The 21,424-nt window shown below is 38.2% G+C and carries 23 protein-coding genes; 13 read left to right on the plus strand and 10 right to left on the minus strand.

From position 1 onward, the window contains the following. Window positions 1-25: 25 nt before the first annotated feature. From fliN to asd, 3 genes are all read right to left on the minus strand, one after another. Window positions 26-1,096 (minus strand): flagellar motor switch protein FliN, encoded by a 1,071-nt coding sequence (gene fliN, locus EHQ49_RS10125; protein WP_135579021.1) that lies wholly within the window; start codon window positions 1,094-1,096, stop codon window positions 26-28. Between the two features lie 95 nt (window positions 1,097-1,191). Continuing rightward, window positions 1,192-1,515: a DUF971 domain-containing protein gene (locus tag EHQ49_RS10130; RefSeq protein WP_135579023.1), complete on the minus strand. Its 324-nt coding sequence runs from the start codon at window positions 1,513-1,515 to the stop codon at window positions 1,192-1,194. A gap of 2 nt (window positions 1,516-1,517) precedes the next feature. Continuing rightward, the gene (asd, locus tag EHQ49_RS10135) at window positions 1,518-3,764 is read right to left on the minus strand and encodes an archaetidylserine decarboxylase (protein ID WP_135579025.1); all 2,247 of its coding nucleotides are present in this window, start codon (window positions 3,762-3,764) and stop codon (window positions 1,518-1,520) included. A gap of 35 nt (window positions 3,765-3,799) precedes the next feature. On the opposite strand from asd, the gene EHQ49_RS10140 reads away from it, so the two are divergent. Genes EHQ49_RS10140 through EHQ49_RS10155 form a run of 4 tightly spaced genes read left to right on the plus strand, consistent with a single transcriptional unit; the run spans window position 3,800 to window position 5,667 of the window. Continuing rightward, window positions 3,800-4,624, plus strand: coding sequence for an LIC_11366 family protein (locus EHQ49_RS10140; protein WP_135579027.1), 825 nt, complete (start codon window positions 3,800-3,802; stop codon window positions 4,622-4,624). Window positions 4,625-4,663: 39 nt separating this feature from the next. Then, window positions 4,664-4,903 (plus strand): hypothetical protein, encoded by a 240-nt coding sequence (locus tag EHQ49_RS10145; RefSeq protein WP_135579029.1) that lies wholly within the window; start codon window positions 4,664-4,666, stop codon window positions 4,901-4,903. Then, window positions 4,900-5,247, plus strand: a complete 348-nt coding sequence (locus EHQ49_RS10150) for an arsenate reductase family protein (RefSeq protein ID WP_135579031.1) — start codon at window positions 4,900-4,902, stop codon at window positions 5,245-5,247. Before EHQ49_RS10145 ends, EHQ49_RS10150 begins: the two co-directional genes overlap by 4 nt. Beyond that, a complete protein-coding gene (locus tag EHQ49_RS10155; protein ID WP_135579033.1) occupies window positions 5,248-5,667 on the plus strand; it encodes an SRPBCC family protein in 420 nt (139 codons plus the stop codon). A gap of 4 nt (window positions 5,668-5,671) precedes the next feature. Here EHQ49_RS10155 and lpxD read toward each other — a convergent pair whose 3' ends face one another. Continuing rightward, the gene (lpxD, locus tag EHQ49_RS10160; RefSeq protein ID WP_135579035.1) at window positions 5,672-6,691 is read right to left on the minus strand and encodes a UDP-3-O-(3-hydroxymyristoyl)glucosamine N-acyltransferase; all 1,020 of its coding nucleotides are present in this window, start codon (window positions 6,689-6,691) and stop codon (window positions 5,672-5,674) included. A gap of 102 nt (window positions 6,692-6,793) precedes the next feature. On the opposite strand from lpxD, the gene EHQ49_RS10165 reads away from it, so the two are divergent. Next, entirely contained in the window at window positions 6,794-7,270 is a 477-nt protein-coding gene (locus EHQ49_RS10165; RefSeq protein WP_135579037.1) for an OmpA family protein, read from the plus strand. 2 nt (window positions 7,271-7,272) lie between these two features. Here EHQ49_RS10165 and EHQ49_RS10170 read toward each other — a convergent pair whose 3' ends face one another. Genes EHQ49_RS10170 through EHQ49_RS10190 form a run of 5 tightly spaced genes read right to left on the minus strand, consistent with a single transcriptional unit; the run spans window position 7,273 to window position 12,035 of the window. Continuing rightward, window positions 7,273-7,863 (minus strand): TIGR04282 family arsenosugar biosynthesis glycosyltransferase, encoded by a 591-nt coding sequence (locus EHQ49_RS10170; RefSeq protein WP_135579039.1) that lies wholly within the window; start codon window positions 7,861-7,863, stop codon window positions 7,273-7,275. Beyond that, on the minus strand, window positions 7,823-9,103 hold the full coding sequence (locus EHQ49_RS10175; RefSeq protein WP_135579041.1) for an MptA/MptB family glycosyltransferase: 1,281 nt from the start codon (window positions 9,101-9,103) through the stop codon (window positions 7,823-7,825). Before EHQ49_RS10175 ends, EHQ49_RS10170 begins: the two co-directional genes overlap by 41 nt. Then, entirely contained in the window at window positions 9,090-9,821 is a 732-nt protein-coding gene (locus tag EHQ49_RS10180) for a glycosyltransferase family 2 protein (protein ID WP_244241435.1), read from the minus strand. Before EHQ49_RS10180 ends, EHQ49_RS10175 begins: the two co-directional genes overlap by 14 nt. Continuing rightward, window positions 9,799-11,154, minus strand: a complete 1,356-nt coding sequence (locus EHQ49_RS10185) for a multiheme c-type cytochrome (RefSeq protein WP_135579043.1) — start codon at window positions 11,152-11,154, stop codon at window positions 9,799-9,801. Before EHQ49_RS10185 ends, EHQ49_RS10180 begins: the two co-directional genes overlap by 23 nt. After that, window positions 11,112-12,035: a sulfurtransferase gene (locus EHQ49_RS10190; protein WP_135579045.1), complete on the minus strand. Its 924-nt coding sequence runs from the start codon at window positions 12,033-12,035 to the stop codon at window positions 11,112-11,114. The genes EHQ49_RS10185 and EHQ49_RS10190 overlap by 43 nt, the downstream gene beginning before the upstream one ends. A gap of 138 nt (window positions 12,036-12,173) precedes the next feature. On the opposite strand from EHQ49_RS10190, the gene EHQ49_RS10195 reads away from it, so the two are divergent. The 8 genes from EHQ49_RS10195 (at window position 12,174) to EHQ49_RS10230 (ending at window position 20,251) form a co-directional block, all read left to right on the plus strand. After that, window positions 12,174-12,650 (plus strand): DUF4395 domain-containing protein, encoded by a 477-nt coding sequence (locus EHQ49_RS10195; RefSeq protein ID WP_135579047.1) that lies wholly within the window; start codon window positions 12,174-12,176, stop codon window positions 12,648-12,650. A 15-nt stretch (window positions 12,651-12,665) separates the two neighbouring features. Further along, window positions 12,666-13,982, plus strand: coding sequence for a hypothetical protein (locus EHQ49_RS10200; protein ID WP_135579049.1), 1,317 nt, complete (start codon window positions 12,666-12,668; stop codon window positions 13,980-13,982). Next, entirely contained in the window at window positions 13,966-14,577 is a 612-nt protein-coding gene (locus EHQ49_RS10205) for a helix-turn-helix domain-containing protein (protein ID WP_135579051.1), read from the plus strand. The genes EHQ49_RS10200 and EHQ49_RS10205 overlap by 17 nt, the downstream gene beginning before the upstream one ends. 225 nt (window positions 14,578-14,802) lie before the next feature. Further along, window positions 14,803-16,155 (plus strand): rhodanese, encoded by a 1,353-nt coding sequence (locus EHQ49_RS10210; RefSeq protein ID WP_135579053.1) that lies wholly within the window; start codon window positions 14,803-14,805, stop codon window positions 16,153-16,155. An 81-nt stretch (window positions 16,156-16,236) separates the two neighbouring features. Further along, entirely contained in the window at window positions 16,237-16,596 is a 360-nt protein-coding gene (locus tag EHQ49_RS10215; protein WP_135579055.1) for a hypothetical protein, read from the plus strand. 3 nt (window positions 16,597-16,599) lie between these two features. Beyond that, window positions 16,600-17,556 (plus strand): hypothetical protein, encoded by a 957-nt coding sequence (locus EHQ49_RS10220; RefSeq protein ID WP_135579057.1) that lies wholly within the window; start codon window positions 16,600-16,602, stop codon window positions 17,554-17,556. Between the two features lie 10 nt (window positions 17,557-17,566). After that, window positions 17,567-19,015, plus strand: a complete 1,449-nt coding sequence (locus EHQ49_RS10225; protein WP_135579059.1) for a rhodanese-like domain-containing protein — start codon at window positions 17,567-17,569, stop codon at window positions 19,013-19,015. 24 nt (window positions 19,016-19,039) lie between these two features. Then, window positions 19,040-20,251, plus strand: coding sequence for a multiheme c-type cytochrome (locus EHQ49_RS10230; protein WP_244241436.1), 1,212 nt, complete (start codon window positions 19,040-19,042; stop codon window positions 20,249-20,251). On the opposite strand, the gene EHQ49_RS10235 is transcribed toward EHQ49_RS10230, so the two are convergent. Continuing rightward, a complete protein-coding gene (locus EHQ49_RS10235; protein ID WP_135579061.1) occupies window positions 20,211-21,383 on the minus strand; it encodes a trans-sulfuration enzyme family protein in 1,173 nt (390 codons plus the stop codon). The genes EHQ49_RS10230 and EHQ49_RS10235 overlap by 41 nt on opposite strands. Window positions 21,384-21,424 lie beyond the last annotated feature (41 nt).

A 21,424-nucleotide genomic window follows, 5' to 3' on the forward strand; every position in this document is an offset into this window, starting at 1 on the left:
TTTGACATTCTCATTAGATTCTTAATCATTTTTCGCCTTTGAGTCGGTCGGTAGGACTTACGATATCGGTCACACGAACACCAAAGTTTTCATCGATGACCACAACCTCACCCTTTGCAATGAGTTTGCCGTTAACCAGTAAATCTACCGGCTCACCAGCTAACTTATCTAGTTCGATGATGGAACCTTCTCCGAGCCCTAAAATGTCTTTGATGTACATTTTAGTTCTTCCAAGTTCCACAGTCAGTGCCATCTGCACATCCATAAGAAGATTGAGATTGGTTTGTCCGGGCCCACCACCTGCAGTGGCAAGTGAAGGAAAATTAACACCTTTGATTCCGACAGAACCTTGACCGCCACCCATTCCCATATTGGGTTGCATGTTAACGTTCATTCCGCCAGACTGCTGCTGTTGTTTTTGGCCTCCCCCTTTTTGGATGTCCAATACGGAGTTTGCCATAGAGAGAGAAATTACATAATAAACTTTAAATGAACCGACTCCGTCAATATTCAAACTGAGAGAAGTCTTCACCAAACTATTGTCATCTGGCAGCTGTAAATCACGGCCAGAATTCACAAGGGCAATTTCAGGTGGACTACCAGACATGGTACCACCCAATTTCATCCCAATTTGTGCTGTTACTGTTCCTAAAATTGGAGCAAGGGAATCTTTTAAAGTTTGGAGTTGTGCATTGTCGAGTTGGCCCGGAGGAGTCATCCCCCCCATCATCACACCAGCAATTTTGGCTGCGTTCTCTTGTGCCATAATGAGGCAAACACGTCCCGCCAAACTACCGCTAATGGTTGAAAATAAACTGACTGACTTGGTTCCAAGCTCTTTCTGGATATCGGTAGAGGAGCTCGATTCGGTGGCAGGGTTCATAAAACGAGTGTTTTTTGCCAAGATCGTGCCAAGTGTGTTCCCCGCCACCTGGAATGCAGAGCCGATCACATCGGAAATAATGTCGCGGTCAATTGGAGATAGGTTGTCCGATGACGAACTTGCGGCGCCACTTAAAGATGAGAGGTCGAATGTATCATCCGCGCCTTGTAGTAATGCGTCTATCTCGTCTTGTGAGAGTGAACCTTCACCCATACCCTTTTATCTCCGGAAAAACTTAGGATAATGAGACATAATATGAATCTTTTTGTCACTCAGTTTTTTTCCGAATTGACAAAAAGTAAGAAGAACTAGTCGAAAGCACTCGCAATTCCATCCGAATAGGCACGGAGGTTGTCATAGGAGTAAATTCCCGTATTATGGTAGTCGCTCCAAACAATAGAAATCGCATAACGGCCCACTTTCGTCCAAGAAAGGAGTTTGATGGACTGGATATGGCCAGTTGCATCCCCTACTTTCCCCCCATGCCCACCTCGGCAAGTGGCACAAGGGCATTTTTTGCGAAGATCGAGAAGCGAATACTTCGAACCGTGCCCATCCTTCCATTCGATATAGAGAGAATCGTCATCGAATGAAATCTCTTTCGGGAAGGTGGCAAGCTGCGAGTTTGGCATTTTTACGCTTTCACCGGTAGTTTGGTCGTTTTGGAACGAAAGTTTCCTACGGTAGTCCCGTATTGAATTTTGTCACCAAGAGCAATGTTTGTCAAGTCGATGGTGTCATTTTCAAACACTAGGATGACCGTAGAACCCATTTCAAATCGACCAAGTTCTGACCCTTTGTCGATCATGATGGAGACATCTTTGTAATGGTGTTCCTTTGCAAAACGGATCCAGTTGTTTGTGACAATTTTATTGTCGTAAGTCACTCGGATCTTTCCCACGTTGGAAGCCCCTACTTTGATGACCGCAACTTTACCGTATTCAGTTTGTAAGAAGGTAATGAGCCTTTCATTTTTAGGAAAAAGCCCTCGGATGTTAAGAACAGCCAAATCATTTACCGGAAAAAGTTTTCCTGGCTCATAATAATAACCCAAAATTTGACCGGCAAACGGACTGTGAATACGATGGTAGTCTTGTGGGGATAAATAGAATGTAATGTATTTTCCATTTGTAAAGAACGGATAGTATTTTTCTGAACCTAACAATTCTTTTACGGAATAGTCAATCCCTTTGGCTTGAATGATTGTTGACTGATTGATATTACCAAAACTGGTAATTTTAGAATCCGTCGGAGAGACCACTGCATTCACTGCAGAGTCAATGATCCTTGCTTCGGCACGAAGGGCACGAGTAAAAAATTGATTGAGTGAGGCATATTCTTTAATCTCAAGCTCTGCTTCGCTTAAATTGATTTTATAAGCCTTTGCAAAAGCCTTTAAAATAGGAATCATCATAAATCGTGGCAAACGCAATGTTGAAAAGTAACCGAAAATTTTTGAGATTAGGTTCTTCGGAAGTAATGTTAAAAACAACAAGTAGAAATCTTTGAAGATTTCATACCGAGCGCCAGACTCAGAAAGGTATTTTTTGAGTTCAAAGTTAGCAGATTTTCCAAGTAACATAAGGGAAACAAGCAGAGGAACACTTGTAATCACTGCGGCAATATAACCCCAATGCATCACAAAACTAAGAACATCAATCCCATACTTTACATAAAGATAAGAAAATCCTAAAGTAGAACCAATGAATAACATTCTGAAAAAATTAGAGAATTTTTCCCCAAATACATAAAAAGCGTTTTGTTCCCCGCTATAAAACCAACCGGCAAGACTGAGAATCCCAAAACAAAGAAAAGAAAGACAAAACAATATCACAGACAAAGATTCTTTTTGTTCCAAAATTCTTGCAGGAAAGGAAAGGATAGTTTCTAAATTGACAGCGCCATAAGAATATAAAACAAACCCAACGAGAGTTGCCATGATAAAACCCTCAAAAAAGGAAGCCAACATACTCACTAAGCCTTGTTTTGCGGCGTAGTCAGTCCTCACAACACCAGCAATCCCAGAAGATTTACCAACAGCAGTTTCAGTAGAAAGAAAAAAAGTACTCAGAGAAACCGAAAGGGCACGTAAAACGCCGAAAGCACCTCCACCTTGTAAAGCTTTAATGGAGAAGGCTTCGTTTGTGACATCGGATAAAAATCCAAAAAAGGAAATCATAGCGTTGGAAAAAAGAGACACATAACCAAAAATAAAAAGAGTGATTCCTATAGGAGCGAGGATAGACGAAGCACGACCAACTCGCCTAACACCACCAATAACGATAAAAAGTAAAATGACGGAAATGGATATAGGACCAGAGAGTCCGGATAAGTTTAAACCTTCCTTGGTGATGTATGTAAGTCCAACAAAGGGAAAAATACCACCAAACAAAAGCACTGTAACCATACTAGCAAGGGAAAATGCCACAGCAAGCCACTTCGCACGTAAGGCTTTTTCGATAAAGTACATAGGGCCGGAAAGATAACGTCCGCTCGGAAGTTGGTTTCGAAACTTGACAGCCAAAGTTGAAGACACAAACCGAATGGGCATAACAAACAAACTCATCACCCAAATCCAAAAGAGAACGCCAATTCCGCCGTAGGCGATGGCAAGAGCAGTTCCAATGACAGAACCCGCAAGAAGGGAAGACCCAATCCCAGCAAAGAAAGCTTGTGAATGGACCAGTTGACCCTTGGAACCTTTGAAGTCCATATTTCCCGTAAGGATTTTAAGAGCGAGAAAGAGAAAACGAATTTGTGGGAATCCCAACCGAAAGCTCAAATAGAGCGAGGCGATAAGGATGAGATAGAAATAAGGGCTGAGGATGTCCGATCCTAAAATCAGATTAAACTTAGATCCGTTTTGAAAGAGTGTTTCCATATTGGTTCTTCCTCACGAAATTGGATGAAATTGTTATGTCAAGATGTATTGTGATCCTTCCGTTTCTGGTTTTTATGATTTCTTCCTTAGTCTTCGGCAACTTAAGAGCGGAACCCTCAGGGATAGAAGTGGGAATGCGGTATGGGGCCGGCGAAAGAATCCCGGGCCGCTTTGATGGTAACCTACAGCAGTTCTCCTCCACCTTTAACCCTTTGGTTTTCTCCGATGTAAGTTTGAGCGGCGGAAAAACTACCAACCTATACGAGGGATTTGTTCGTTTCCTTTTGGATTCAAGATCAAGGGTAGGATTTGTTGTCGGCAGAAACGACTGGCAAATGCTTCGTCTAACAGAAGTTACTAGTGACTTCTACTATACAAAACTCCGTTCGGAAATTTACTCATACCATGTCCTCGGAATGTATTATTTCACTATGCCAATTTATAAAAACTGGGAGTGGGAAAATGGACTTGGAATCGGTTTTACTTCCGCAGACTGGAATGTTCGAGGATATTCCATTGGGGAATTACCCCCCAACACACAGTACTTTAATCAAAGAGGAAGACTTAGAGGGAGTGGGCTCGCTTACCGAGTAGAAACTGCCATCAATCGCCGGTTATATGAAGATACCTTTTTGCAGATCGGACTTGGATATCACCATGTCGCTATTGATAAGTTTAGCGGGAATTATAATGGCGAAACCTCAAGTTTCTATATCCGAGCCGATGGGAAAGTCGGAGTCATTGATGATACAAGAATCATTGATGCCACAGTGAGCACTGCACAAACTTTTCGAAGGTTAGATATGAATTCTGGATCATGGGTTCTTTATTTTTCAGTCTTCCAAAGGTTTTTGGATTGACGATCTCTTAGGAAGAGTATCATTCTTTAAGAAAATTACATGAAACCCTCTAAAATCATTACCATCGGTATCAAAGAATTGGCTCACCAAAAAGTCATCCTTGCTGCTTGGTATAATTTTCTAAAAGAAAACTTTGATGCAAAAAAAGTTTCTGCGGAAGAATTCACCCAATACCTACAAGCACACGTAATGTATGATTTAGACAAAGATCAAATTGAGTTGATGTTGTCTGGAACAGAACCGCTTTTAGAAGATTTCAAAAAGTCTATTTTTGGATGAACCTCCAAATCTTCGGAACCAAAAAATGTAAAGATTCTAAGAAGGCACAGCTGTTCTTTCAAGAACGCCGTGTTACTTTTCAGTTCATCAACCTCCAAGAAAAAGAAATGAGTAAGGGAGAACTTAGATCCATCCTCGGAAGTGTGAGTTTAGATGATTTGATTGATACGGAATCGAAAGTCTACGAAGACAAAAATCTAAAATATATGTTATATGATAAAGAAGAGGCTCTACTCTCCAATCCTCTTTTGTTCAAAACACCAATTGTGAGAGATGGCAAACGGGCCACCATTGGATTTGTTCCTGAAATTTGGAAACAATGGATCTTAGAATCTAAAAAATAAATGATCAAAACAACCGTTTCAGCGGTGATCCACAAACCAGTCTCCGAAGTATTTGTTTATGTTCGAAATATGCAAAACCAAACGGCTTATAATTCCAGTATTTCCTCTTCTGAAGTAGTAGAAGGAAAACCAAATGAATACAAAATCCAAATTGACTTGGGAATTCTCAACCTAAACGAAACTTATAAACTGGAAGAAGTTCTTGAAAACAAACTCATTGTAGCAAGTTGCCAATCAAATCTCTTAAAATTTACGGATCGTTATGAATTTGAAAATACCGATGGGAACTGCCTCTTAACAATCACGGATCAACTGGAACTACAAGGCCTATTTAAACTAAGCGAAGGTCTAGTAAAAATGAACTTAAAACAACAAATGGCATCAAATCTAAATGCGTTAAAAAGTATTTTAGAGTCTTAAATTATCAAGACTCTTCTTTCTTTCGTTTAGAAAATTCTTTAGTCATTTCTGGTAACATAGGAAGTGAACTATGAATTCGATGCATCTCCAATGCAGGTCTTGCCGGAATTCCGAAATAAACTGTTTTTTCTTTCGAATCTTCAGTGAGCCCCGATAAACCAAGTAGAATCGATCCTTTTTTCATGGTTAGGTGTTCTGCTACGGCCGATTGTCCAGCAAGGAAACAACCATCTTCAATGGTGACAGAACCCGCAAGAACAGTAGCTCCGGCAATGTATACATAATTACCCACTCGACAATTGTGACCCACATGTACATGGTCATCAAATTTAGTAAAACTTCCAATGGTCGTTGATTCGAGGGCCGCGCGATCTACCGTACAGTGAGCCCCCATTTCCACTTCATCACCTATGATTACGTTTCCAATTTGAGGAACCTTATACCGAACACCAGCGTAATCATAAAATCCAAAACCATCAGCACCAATAACAGTATTCGAATGAATTAAGTTTCGTTTTCCCAACTTACAGTTGTAATAAACAATCACCCCTGATTTCAAAACACTATCTTCGCCAATTTCAACATTTGGTTCCAAAACAACATTCGGGTAAATGACAGCTCGGTCACCAATCACTACATTTTCCTGGATGACAGCAAAATCCATAATGGTAACATCTTTTCCTAGTTTGGCGCTGGGGTGGATACTCGCTTTTGCAGAGATAGAAGTTGTATATTTTGGTTTTTTTTCAAATAAACCCACTACTTGAATGAATTTTACTTTTGATCCTTCTTCTGGAATGATGATGGCGTTTGGGAATTGAGAAGCTAAGGATTCAATCGTAAGAGCGATTTTTACATCGGAAGCCTTTTTGTGTTTGGCTAAATACTTTTTAGAAGCCACATAATAGATGCTATTCGAATCTACAGGAGTATGATGTTCTAAATCTTTAATTCCATTAATTTCCAAATCACCTAAACCGGTGAAACTTGCACCTAATCGTTCAGCTAAATCCTTTAGTTTCATTGATACACCTTAGACTTGAAAAATAATTTGAAGGGACATATTTCAATCATAATTTTAAATTCTATCGTATGGAAACTTTTCCAAATATCCGATAATTAGAATATGTTCTATTCTATCCCAAACAAAGGGCTCCGCTTGCTTTTGTTAACTTACAGTGTTCAATATTGTTTATTTATGGGTGGGCTTGTAGCACAAGAAGGTGTGGTTTTCGAAAACCCATACAAAAAGGCAGAAAATTCATCTGATCCAAAATCGTTCACCGTATATTTTGCAAAACATTCCTCGAAAATTCCCAATGCTGATCTAGTTCGCTTACAATCTACTGCGGATTTTTTGAATCAAAATAAAAATCACGAAATCTATATTCACGCCCATGCAAATGAAGGGAAAAATGCAAAAGAAGATGTTTCCATTAGCGAAAAAAGATCTTTGGAGGTGGAACGGTTTTTACTAATTCATTTTGTAGAACCGAACCAAATTCGACGTCTATTTTACGGCAACTCTAAATCACCTAACAAAACAAAAGAACACCAAACACTCAATAGACGTGTAGAAATCAGAGTCCAACCTCTTCCTTAAAGTTACCCTTTCCAAAACCTTAAGTCATCAATATCATCTATATCACATAACTCATCAAGAAGAGTGAAAGTTTTGTTGTTTTTTCGGATAGACTCAATTGTCAGAGACAAAACATCTTTTGTACTCCAAGGAATAGAATGAAAAACAAAAGGCAAAAACGTTTTCATCCCCAGTAGATAATAACCACCATCTCGAGCCGGACCAAGAATAAAGTCGGAATGATCCAAGTCTTTGTATGCTTTTAATAGGATTTCTTCGGTCAAAAACGGACAATCAGTTCCAATAATAACGATTTTTCCCGTTTCCATTTGAAATTCCTTTTGAAAGGCGACTTCCATCTTATACCCAAGATCCCCCAGTTCCTGGGTTTTATTCGGATATCCAAAATCAAAACTTTCAGATGAATTTTTTGTTAGATGATCCCAATAAACAAACTTCTCTACTTTGAGATTCGAAGTCACTGTTTTTGTGATTTTAAGTAATTCATAATAAATCTTTAATGTTTCTTCCTCACCAATACTCACCGACAAGCGAGTTTTGACTTTTCCTAACTTAGGTTGTTTTGCGAAGATAATTAATTTGTTTGTTCCCATAATAACCTAAAACCAAAATTGAAGACACCCAATAGATGTATACAAAACCATTATAAACATACAGTCCATAGGATAAAAAGGCCAAAAAGGAAACTGAAGCAACCAATGTTTCCATTTTAGCTTTTCCCATTACAAATAAAATCCAAAGAATCCAATACCATGGATGGATGACGGGAGAAAACAAAAGGAACATAGAATAAATGGTTAAAAATCGATCGGGATAACCGAACCCAAAACTTAAATTCTTTTTGATACAGAAAATATAAAGGGCAAAAAGAGTCGCAAAGGATATAATTCCAGAAAGATATTCTCCCTGAAATGGATACAAAAGAAAATAGAAAAAAGGTTCCAGTATACCTGCAAATCGAAACGAATGAAAGAATAACCCTATCCCCGTACTACTCTGCGATACCAAGTCAGAAAAAACTGTAATCTTCCACAAAACGAGAGAAACTAAACTAACAAAAAATAAGCGAATCCAAACCGAACGATCGCGCCAAAAACTTAAAACAAAAAGGAAAGCATTTAATTTTAGTTGGGTTAATAGAAAAAAAGAAAAAATTCGTAAACCCTTCGACTGGGACAAAAAGAAAAGAAGGCAGCCAGTTACTAAAAGGATCTCTGGATGCATTTGCGAAATCCCTTCTAAAATCACGATTGGATTTCCCCAATAAATCCAATATGATGGATTGGATTTATTGGGATATAGTTTTCGAATGAGAAATAAATTCAAAATATCTAATAAAAAAAATAGACTCTGAATTCCTAAGAAAACAGAACCGAATAAAGATCCAATAATCGTTCCAAACGAAAAAAACCACTGTATTAACAATGGATAAACGGAATAATAATTCGGACTATTCATCTTTGATAAATAGGATTCCAATCCTACGGTTGAGACATTATCCAATTGTAAATACTTTTCGGGTGTATAATGATAGGGTGAAATTCCCTCCAAACAAATTTTTGCGTCAAAAAGATAACGATAGATATCATCACTCCATAATGCGGGAGAGCCAACTACCACGAGGCGCAGTAAAATTCCATAGAACAAAAAAAGATAAAACCGATTCCCAAACAAGGCAGTTAAATCTGATAAAAAATAAAAGTATAAGGGAAGAACTATGGCAACAACTAGAATCACACTCAAATCGTTTCTATCACCAAAATGTGCAGTAACGAATAATAAGGCGGGATAAAGAATCGCTAATAAAATTTTTGTGAGATTAGGGATGAACACGAAAGAATAACAACCGAAAAAAAGTGTATAAAATTTTGGTCCCAACACGTATCGACATAGAAATCGTTCCAGATATTTTCGAAACACCCGCAAAACGCTTTCTGTAATTAACAGAGATCTCCCTTATATCCATTTTTTGTTGTAATGCCTTCACATGCATTTCAATATTCCATCCCCAAGTGGGGTCTTCCATCTGCAAACGAACAAGCGAAGAATATTTTAAAATTCTGAGTGGCCCCATATCTGTAAACCTACGCCAGAAAAAAATAAGAATCAAGAAACAAGTGAGTGCATTTCCAAATATTTGAATGGGGGACAAAGAACCTTTCTCCACAATACCCATAGTCCTTGAACCAATTACCAAGTCAGCTTGGCTTTCTTTGATCACTTGGATTAACTTTTGAATGTCCAAAGGATCATCGGAGCCGTCGGCATCACAAAAAAGAATATAATCAGGTACCAAATTCGATTCTTTGATCCAACGTAGCGCCGTAAGACACGCATTTCCATAACCGATCTCCAGACAATCCAAGGTGGTTAGTCCCATCTTTTTCACTATGATTGGTGTTTGGTCCTTAGACGCATTGTTTACTACAATAAAACTGGATTTTGGTAATCCGGAATTCTGAATAAGACCAGATAACGCACGCTCAATGCCTTCCTCCTCGTCTCTTGCAGGGATGATACAAAGGATCTCATTCACCTTTTCTTTCTGCATTCCTTTTGAATAAATCCTCTAAAGTTGTGTCTTTTCTGGATTTTGTTTTCAACTGATAGGAAGATTCAATCACTATAGAACTATGTGGATATAAATCTTTCATATTTTCAACTTTTTCCTTATAGGGAGAAGTTAAGTAACCTGAAGATTGAATCATATAATTAGAAGTGATGTTTTTTAACCGAACATGAACTGCTTGGAATTTATAAGATTCAACGGGGAGTTCTGTTGGTTTTACCTTCCAAACAAATATTTCCCCTGAGGGAATTCGTGTATCATTTACTTTTTTTGCTGCAGGTGACCAAGACCATTCTTGACCAATTGTAGTTTCCGATTGAAAAATAGACTTTCCTATTTTATCGAAACCTACAATTGATAATCGATAAAAACGCTCAGGATCACCAGTAGTGACATGATGATCCGCATTTGTATTCTTGATTTGAATTTCAATAGAATCGTTTTGAACCTTGAATGCCGAAAGAACAATTCCAGGTTTGTAACCCAATCGAATTTGGTCAGAATACAAATCGAACCTTTTGGGAACACCACCGCCAATAAACCCATGTTTATGAGCTGTTCGAACCGGTTTATTTAAAGAAGCTTTTACAAAAGAACGACGAACTTCTGGTTGGTGGCAAGACGAACATGTTTGGTTTGAATGTGTCGCTTGTAACTCGGAACCTGTTTGAAAGGAACAAACCAAAGATTCATTTAAAGTATAAGTTTCATTGTGACAATCATAACAACGATTTAACAATTGTTTTCGATCAATTTTAATTGGATGAGGTGGAGAAGTTCCGCCTGTTCCTCCGATCACATAACTTTCTTTAGTTTGTGAGTCCACTCGTACATGACAAGTAGCGCAAGTAACCCCTTCTGCTTTCATATCAGGATTAAAGTCAGGATTTGGAATCTCCACTGGCCGGAAGTAATCTCCGTTTTTTAGTCCAGTAATGATTGTTTCTCTTTGGTTTTGGACCGGAATATGGCAGTTCAAACAAATCCACTTGGGAGAACTTGGTTTTGCTAACTCAGATTGAAATTGTATATCAGTAAGAGCATTGGCGTGAGTGGATTTTTGCCATTCTTCATAAATTTCCGTATGACAATTTCCACAATTTTTAGCGGTCGGAGCACCAACACCTTTTAAATCAGGAAGATTCGCAATTGGTTTAGACCAAATTTTACCAGGGAACACTTGTTCAATGGGAACTTCTCTTTGATTGATATAGAGAAAAGTTCCCATTCCCAAAACAATGAGTGTAAAAAAGGATATGTATATGTTTCTTTTCAATTTCCAGTTTCCAACGGAAGTTTTGGGTCGTGAGACCATTCCCACATAGAACCAGCATAATTATAAGCATTATATCCGTAAGTACGAAGAATTCCAACGACAAAAGCAGAGCGAACACCACCCGTGCAATAAGCAACAATCGGTTTATCTTTTTGGATACCCTGTTGTTTCAAATAGGATTCCACCTCTGATTTAGATTTGATATTTCCTTTGGCATCAAATAACTCTTGGTAGAAAAAAGATTTAGCTGTGGGTATATGACCTCCTCTCGATTCACCGTATGGTGTAGCACCAGAAAACTCCCGAGGTTCTCTTGTATCCAGAATTTGGTATTGTTTCGAAGGTAATCCCTTTAAGATGTCTTCTTTCAAAATCGCCGAAGACGGGTTCGTTTGTTTTGGATCAATTCTCAGAATTGGTTCTTTGTTTTTCTGCTTCGGATCCGATTTTTTTTGAATCTGCTTTTGATATGCCGGAAATCCACCATCCAACCAAAACGATTGTTTAAAACCTGCTTCACGTAAACTCCAAACAATACGTCCTTCTTCACCCCATCCCGAATTACCATCACCTAACACAAGTATATTGTCATTTTCCTGAATTCCCAACTCATTGATTTTTTTTCTTACAAGTTTAATTTCAAGTAAGTCCCCTTTTCTCGGGACATCGGTTCGGGAAAGGTCTTCCCAAGAGATCGTTTTAGAACCCGGAACTTTATCCTTCCATCGATTCACGGAGGTGCGAGTGTCAAGAATGGTAAATTTTGGGAGTTCTGCTGCCGACTCGGCGGAGAGAAACCAAGGCCTTTCTTTTTGCTGGGACTCGACAGGATGCGGAGGTCCAGCACTCAGCTGGAGCCAAAAAGCCCATAATAAAGAAAGAGAAAACAAATAGATTCCATAACCACGTAGTACTTTCACCAAGATACCTCCCAAATTCTTAAGCCTTTCTCTTTTAAGACGAATTTCCGTCAATAAGATAAACATTTCATCCAAGAAAACGAATTTTTCTTGCCTATAGAGACCCCACTCGTACTTTAGGAGTCAATGGAGGGCAATATGAAAATTGGCTTTTATCCGGATGTGGTCAATGAAAATGTCACAAGGATCGTCGCATCAACCGTGGTATTCCTTGGTGTCTTTGCCATTTTATTCCCAAACCCTTATGTGCTCGCATTCCTACTTCTTGGATTTACTTTACGACTCAGTTATGGGCCCAAATTAGAACCATTTGCTTTTTTTACTGCCAGGTATTTAGTGCCTTGGCTTGGAATTTCCTTTGTTGCTTCAGCAGGTCCGCCCAAACGATTTGCTCAGCTCATTGGATTTTTATTTAGCATCAGTGCGATTGTATTTTTTGTTTTGGATTTGACTCTTGCTTACCAAATCACATTGGCTACACTTGTTTTCTTTGCATCACTCGAATCTTTTTTAGGTTGGTGTGCTGGATGTTTTGCATTTGGTTTACTAATGAAATTAGGAGTGATCCCAGAAGAAATTTGTGAAAGATGTAACAACCTAAACTTTAATAAATAGAATTCAAACACTACTTTGTTTCAATGGATTCTATTCTCAATTGTCACCTTGGTTACCATTCTTTTTATTTGGATGGTAACCCTTCCAAAATCATTTTTCAAAAAACAAAAAACTAATATTTTTATTATAGGACTTGGGGTTCGAATTCTATTTATTTTTCTTCCTCCCATTTGGGAAGATGATTGGTCGAGATATTTATGGGAAGGAAATTTAATTCGTAATGGGCAGTCGCCTTATGAAATCGCTCCCATCCATTCATTTCAAAAATTAAATTTAAGTGATATAGAAACGGAAGTTCTATCTCAAATTAATCATCCTGATTGGACTACTATATACACACCCTTTGTTTTGCTGTTTTTTGCCTTATTTTCAGTAGGTTTTTCAGGTATTTTTTTAAAACTTAGTTACTTAGTCCTCGAAACCACCAGTTTCTTAGTATTTTCCAAAAGGAAACTTTCCAAACCCCAATTGTTATATTGGACCTTCCCCATTTTAATAAAAGAAGTATATAGTAACTATCATTTCGAAATATTGATACTTTCCATTTTTTGGATTTTTATAAATACAATTAAATACCGAAAATACCTGCTTTCCAGTTTTCTATTTGGTCTTATTGTCCATATTAAATTTTTTTCTTTGTTCTACTTTGTTTACCTTTCCAAAACAATATCATTTAGAAACTGGAAAAAAGAATGGAGTAAATGGATTTTCCTTAGTTTATCTTTTTTCTGCGGATTTTTTATTTTTTATTTCATCTATTATTTGTTTTTCCCCAATTCAAATGACTTTGGATTTACCAATTTACTCAAGTTTGGTGGAAGTTTCAAATTCAATCAGTTTTATGAACCATTCTGGAAAATATTTGGGATTATAGATCTCAAAACATTTCCTTTTATCTTCTGTTTATCTACCGCGATTGTATTTTTATTTCTCTTCCTTGAAAAAGAAAATCGATTCCAAAAATTCAAATTGATCTCAACAAAACTCGATTTTTATTTTTTGTTTGGATATCTTTCTCTTTGTTTACTGCCAGTTTATAATCCTTGGTATTTTTTAATCCTGCTCCCGATTCTCGTGACTTCAAAATCAGAAAGAATTTTTCCTTGGATTTTGATTTCGATACCCCAGTTGTCTTACCTCACCCGGGCACGTTTAGGCTTTGAATTTACCTACTTCTATGAAATTCCGGATCCTATCCTTCTTTTGGAAGCCCTACTTTCACTAACCTGTCTTGCTTGGTATTTCATACAAATATTCATTTTACTTTACAATATATCCAATATATCAAACATAGCCCGTAAGGGAAGTATTGGGTATGGAAACAGAAATTGAGAGTTTTACGGCCACAACAGAAAACGAAAGAAATGTCGACGAAGTGTTAACGGTTGTCCTGGGTGAAACCTTAAAACGCAGAAGGTTGGAACTTGGATTATCCATGGAAAAACTTTCTCAGTTATCAACAGTTAGTCGAGGAATGCTCGGACTCATTGAGTCAGGCAAAACAACACCTAGCATCGGGATTTTATGGAAATTATCTAAATCGTTACGAATCCCTATCGGGGAAATGATTCCCGATCTTTTTGCCCAGTCGCCTCGCTACATTGGATCCAATGAAGGAAAACGTTGGATTTCTCCTAAAAATACAGCAGAATCGCGAGTTTTTTACCAAGAAGAAAGAGATCGTTTGAGTCTTGTCGAGTGGAAACTGGCCTCGGGAAAGGTTTCTCAGTTCGGTCACTTACCCACAGCCTTCGACATCAAAATTTATCAAGTTACTGGAAAAATCAAAATCAAACTAAAAACCAAAGAGATCGTTTTGGAGCCATCAGACAGTGCCTTTTTCCCCATTGCGGAATTGGAATCTATAGAAAATGAATTCGGAGAAGAATCCAAATTCCTGTGGATCGCTTCCAAAAAAGCTCGGTAGAAATGTTTAGAGACATACAGGAACGATTGATTCGAGAAAAGAGAAAGGTCCAAAAGAATGTACATGAGGAAAATATTTTGGGCGTTATATAGGATTTATTGTTCAATATATAAGATTTAGTATTCTTTCATTTGCCCCCTTTTTCAAAACTGACCTTACCATGTTTCCTATCTCTGGTGCAACCCCTACAGGGAGGAAACAGGAATAAAATCGAAGGATTAACAAATGAAAACCAATCTACTCTACAAGTTGATTGCTCTTACTACCGCGGGGTTCATCGGAGCCTGCGGCGGAGCAAAAAACAATGACACACAGAACTTGCTACTGGCAGCCCTTGCCCTTTCCTCAGGAATTAAGGTCAATACGGCAACCGAGTTAGCAAAAGAATCTAACGACGATTATAATCTAAATCAATATGGTCTGATCACTCCCTCTACCTTAGGTAAATGGGTGAACAATTGGTCCGCTACAAAACCTGCCGGTGTTAACGGTAAATTGGTAATCTTACAAAACGGTGCCAGTGCCACTGTAGGCAAAGAGTATATTGCCGGAAACGGAAACGATGTTGTTGTCTATTCGTTTACCTTTGCTGATGGAGCGAGTGCTCTTGATGGTGGTGATGGATTTAGTCAAAAACGAAGCAGTGGACTCAGTGATACAATCTCTATCATTGCCAATGGAACGAAAGTGGATGCCATCTTAAATCGTTATGGAATTGATCCAAACAACGACCTTGTTGTATTTGTTTCTTCTGCAAATGCGAATAGCCATGTGCAAGGAACACTACGCGGATTTTATACTTTCCGCTATTGGGGATTCGATCATAAAAATCTGGCCTTCTTAAACGGAACTCTTCCTCGCCTTGCAGTAACAGACGGAAACTTCGTACCTTTCAGTTCCACAACAAACACTCCTCCTAGTTATACCAACCGTTATACGATCAAATCGGTTCGCGTAGATAACACCATCCTTATGTTACCTGTGGAAGATGTGATTACCGCTGTCAAAAATCCTAATAATGTAACTCTTGCGGGCCTTACTTCCAGTGTATTTATCTCTGATGCGAGATCGTCTTCTGGAAGTAGTAATGAATACAATGGAGTGGCTCGTAGTACGGCTTCCGAAGTTGCTGGTAAATATGCTGGTTTTGAAGGTCGTATTCGAGGTGCTAAAGAACTTAGATGGACTGATTTGCTCGATACAGAGTTTAGATTTAAATCAAAAGCAGACCTAAAAGCATATTATGCAGGTAAAGGATACCAAGAAGGTCAAACAGCAATTCAACTCTGCCGAACCAACAACAGATCACAGGTAACAGGATTTTCATACATTGCAATCCTAGGTTATCCATCTACATATTATGATGGAAGTTGGATTGAATGGGGAAGTTTAACTGGAGGTGGACCTGCAGCAAAACTCCCTGCTGATTCTCCTTACCGCACAGATGTGCCGGAACTATCCGAAGTAATCACTTATAATGTGGCTGGTGATGTGGATCCAAATCTTCCAACGAACTTGAATGCGTTTGCAACAACTTCAAGAAAAATCGTAGAAGAAGACAAAGCTTACAAACGCTAAAACAAAATTTGAAAAACGGAGAGGGATGATCTAACGTCCCTCTTCTTAAAAATATATAAATCGATTCGCAGGGAAAGTAATATGAAGAACGTAATGAATTTTTTGATCATTAATCTAATTTTGATCTCATCCTCCTATGCTTCTGGAGGGATTGGTGGTGGTGGTATTGCCAACATTCCACAAGGTCAAGATAGAGAAAAATACCATTTAGGAAAAGCTGTCTTTAACCAAGATCTAACTTTAGAAAAACAACCAACAGTCAATGTAATCGAACAAGAAGAACGATTGGAATACCTCCAAGGAAGTTTGCCAAATACGGAAAAAAGAAGAGTTAACCTTCCTGATTTTGCAGGCAAACTAACAGAAGAACAATTACAAGCCTTAGAATATTTTGTTCAAGTTAGATTCAATGTAAAACTTCCAGAGAAAAAGAAGGAATAAAACATGAAATCTTTCTTTAACTTTTTAAAATTTGTTTTATTTTTAGCTAGTTTTGTAGCACCCAGTGTATACGCACAACAAGCCTGGGCACCTTACGAAAGACAACTTTGGGTACGTCCCGTTTTTGTTCACTCTGAATATGATAGTGCCTTCCTCGCCGGACAAAAAGCAAAATACGACGATAACGTTCGTTTGTCGGTCGCAAACCTTGCATTGGAATACGGGATCACAGATAGACTCACTGCCGATTTGACAATTGGATTCGGGAAATTAGGTCGTCATAGAGTATTCAACAGATATCTGGGATTACAACAAACTCCAGATGTTCCTGATAAATATGGATTTATGGATACAAGATTCGGTCTTCGTTATAAGATTTTGGATGAATTTGATTCCAAATACCGTTGGATGCCTACTATATCCTTACGTGTAGGAGGAATCAAACGAGGAGACTATGACAGAAACCCACAGTCTCTCGGAGATGGAGCCAGTGGTGGTGAAGTAAACCTTTACTTAGCAAAAGATTTTGGAGTTTGGGGTCTTGGGGGACTTGGCGAGTTTTCTTATAGGAAAAGAGAAAACCCTGTTCCTGATGATATCCTTTATTATTCGGCTTTATATAAACGATTCTTCGAGTCAATGTTCTTAACATTAGGTCTTCGTGGACAAATCGGTCAAGGTGGATACGCTTATGCTGACCCAAGGCAACAACCACCATGGAATATGACACGTTTTCCTCAACCTTCAGTGTATGGGATTAATCCATATGATATTTACGTACAAAATGAACGACCTGCTTGGGGAAGAAAAGAGATCTATCACAATGCCGAAATTGGTGTGAGTTATTCCGATAGTTTTGGAAATTTTTACACTCTTTTTTATTCAGAAACAATTGCAGGTTATAACACTGCAAGATTAAAAACCGTGGGATTTGCTGTAACACTCCCGTACAATCTTTGAGGGTATTTCAATGAAATTTAAATATTTAACATTACTTAGTCTAATATTCGTTCAATTGATTGGTTGTAAAGGTCTTCCGGAATATCTATTCCTACCACAGAGTATGAAATTGGACTTAACTCCATTTTTGTTTCGGGTTTATACACCAGCAGAACTTGCAACTTTATCCAATTCTGACTTTAACTTAAATGAGAGTGGCCTCATTACAGGAACCAAACTCTCTCGTTATTTATCAAATTGGGCAAACAACAGACCAGCTGGAGTTTATGGAAATTTGGTCCTTTTCCAAATCCAAACAAATGGAACTAGCGGTCGTTATGTGTTTTTTGACGGGAAACAAACATTCTCTTATCCGATTGCCAATCTACCAGATCTCCTTACAGAAACTCGCGATGATGGAGTTTTATCCGTTGATAACCTTGTTCCCAAAGGAAAAAAAATTTCCGATTTCTTTTCCATATACGGAATAGATCCAGCCATTGATTATGTTGTTTTTGCACAGGATGCTTCTTCTCTTGCCAATCTTACGTCAGCAACCTTTGCATACTACTCACTTCTCTATTGGGGATTCCCAAAAGAAAGGTTAGCTGTCCTCAATGGTTCCATTGCTGATTTAACAACCGCAAACACTTTGTTCACAACTCCATCCTACACTTATACAAATAGTAATCGTGCAGGGAGTACAAAAACTTTGTTTAGAGATCATACAGTTTTGCAGTTAACGATTGGTGATTTAATCCATGCGATCAAAAATGGAAATACTATTTTTGAAGAAGTAGATCCAATCCCTACAGAAGGATTTTACATCATAGACGGAAGACCTAATGCATCCTATACGGGAACAACAAATTCCACCGCATCAGGTTCGAAATATGGTAACTGTACAACCAAAATAAATTCTACCTTTGTTACTAACACTTGTGTGGTAACATTTGAAGGAAGGATCAAATCGGCTTCCAATTTAGTTCCAACAGATTTATATGATGGAACCACCTTCCAATTCAAATCTTTTAGCCAACTCCAAACCTATCTCAATAATACTGGATACCCGTCTGGAAAACAAATTTATGTTTATGGAGAAGATGCAACAAAAGGTTCGTTAGTATGGTTTATTTTACACCAAGTTCTAGGAAAACCAACAAGACTGTATGAAGGTGGTTGGAAACAATACGGTGCTCTTGGATTACGAACTCCTTCTTCTGGATCAAGTCCGAGTGCCATCAGTCAACCTGCTTCTTATTGGAGAACAGACATTGTCAGTCTTTCCGAAAACAATACAGCGAACGCAGATGCAAATGTTCCTAATTACCAACTAGATGTTTCCAGACAGTTTGTAAAAAATTCCAATAAACTACGTTCTGAGGACAAAACTTTTTTACGTGGGTCCTCTTCGGGAGCAGCTGCCAGCAGTGGTGGTGGTGCCCCTACTGGTGGTGGAGGAAATGCTTGCGGGGGTTAATCAATTAAATAGAATCTACTTACCGTGAGATTCCAAACATTCCAACTTACGAACATTTTCTTTTTATTAATGTTCGTAAGTTGTTCTGATTCCAATTTTTTACAATCTCATTGGAAGTATCCAATACCGGAACAAGGAGTCCCTCCTTCCCATTTTTCTTCGTTAGAAAAAAACCTAAATCCAACCTCTTGTGCCACTTGCCATCAAAACCAGTTTCAAAATTGGAAAAAAAGTTTTCATGCAAAGTCTATCAGCAGCGGATTTTTATGGCAGAAGGAAATACTAACTCAGGAAGAATATAGTTCTTGTTTCCAATGCCACTCACCATTAGCAGAAACAAAATCCGAACTTGATTCTAAATACCAAACGAAGGAAATTCTCAATTCAAAAGCTCATAATTTTTCTACAGGACTAGAAAGTCCCTCAATCCTCTGCGCCTCTTGCCATATCAGAAATCAAATCCGCTTTGGCCCTCCTCCTAGAGACAATCCAAAAAAAGAAATTACAACGGGGAACCTACCACATAACGGTTATGTTGCGAAAATAGAATTTGAATCTTCTGAATTTTGTAGATCCTGTCATGAGAGTAAAGAAACAGGAGTCAAACTAAATGGAAAACGATTGATGGAGGTTTATTCGGAATGGAAAAAAACTACCTTTGCCAAAGATGGGATTCAATGCCAAAATTGTCATATGCCAGACCGCGAACATTCATGGAAGGGAATCCACGATAAAACTTTTGTCCAAAATTCTTTACTACCCACTTGGACTATTACAGAAAACAAAGGAAAATACAGAATACAAGCGGAACTTAAATCTATAGGTATTGGTCACGCATTTCCGACTTATATAGTTCCAAAAATTTACCTACGTTTCTACGTTGTTTTAAAAGATAAACCCAATCCTATCCTTCTGGAAGAATCGGTAATAGGAAGAATTGTGAATGCAAATCTGACAGAAGAATACTTAGATACACGAATCCAAGCACAGAAAACACATTTAGTTCGTTTTGATTTTGAACCAAAAGAAAATCAAATTCAAAAATTTCTTTGGGAAATTGAAGTAAATCCAGACGAACAATATGTCCGCAGTTTTGAAGAACAATTAAAAAACAAAGGAAATCAACTTTCAAATTTATCTAGAAAGTTGTTAGAAGAGTCCCTTTACGAAAAAAGGAACTCTCGTTATACGTTATTTACTTTGAGTTCAAAAGTGCCTGTTTCACTTCCGCAATGATATCATCAATATGTTCTAATCCAACAGAGACACGAATGAGACCAGGTAAAATACCTACGGCAACTCTTTCTGCTTCCGTTAACTTAGAGTGTGTTGTTGAAGTGGGATGAGTAACAGTGGTTCTTGTATCCCCTAAATTAGCTGTAAGAGAAAACCATTTTAGTGCATCCAAAAACTTTCTTGCACGGTCCACTCCACCTTTGATGACAAAAGAAACAATGCCACCACCCGATTTCATTTGTTTTTTTGCAATCGCATAACCTGGGTCATTTGGTAAAAATGGATATCTAACAAGTTCTACCTCTGGTGATCCTTCTAAAAACTCCGCTAACTTGATTGCATTTTCAGAATGTCGATCCATCCGAACAGCAAGTGTTTCTAAACTTTTAGAAATGATCCAAGCATTCATTGGAGAAAGAGAAGGTCCCGTATTACGAGCCATGTATCGAATCGGTTGGATATATTCTTTTTTACCTAAAATAATACCTGCGATCACGCGGCCTTGCCCATCCAAATACTTTGTGGCAGAGTGAATGACAATATCAGCGCCGAAGTCAGCAGGTTTTTGAATATAAGGTGAACAAAAACAATTGTCTACAATGAGAATCGCATTTTTCTTTTTACAAAGAGCCGATACCCAAGCCAAATCTACAATATCTAAACCCGGATTGGATGGTGTTTCAATATACACAATCTTAGTATTTTCCTGAAATGCCGATTCCCATAACTCTTGTTTGTTGATATCTACGTAGGTGGTTGTTACTCCGAAACGAGGAAGGATATTCGCGAAAATTTGATGAGTGGATCCAAATATGGCCCGCGCAGAAACAATATGATCTCCTGATTTCACAAGACCAAATACAGAAGTAAACACGGCGGACATTCCCGAGGCTGTGGCAATTCCATCCTCTGTATGTTCTAAAGAACAGAGTTTATCGATGAGTTCCGTGGTATTGGGGTTGGAAAAGCGAGTGTATTGATTTCCAGTGACTTCTTCGGCAAATAGGGCTCTGGCATGTTCTGCATCATCAAAAACAAAACTAGAAGTTAAAAATAAAGGGGTGGAATGTTCCTTTTCCCCGGTTCGTTTGGTTTGGATGCGGATGGCGTCAGTTTCGAAGTGTTCAAACATACTTCTACCAAGTTTGGCGATGAACCTTCGAATTCATCATT

It is taken from the genome of Leptospira perdikensis, from assembly GCF_004769575.1.
GTDB lineage: Bacteria > Spirochaetota > Leptospiria > Leptospirales > Leptospiraceae > Leptospira_A > Leptospira_A perdikensis.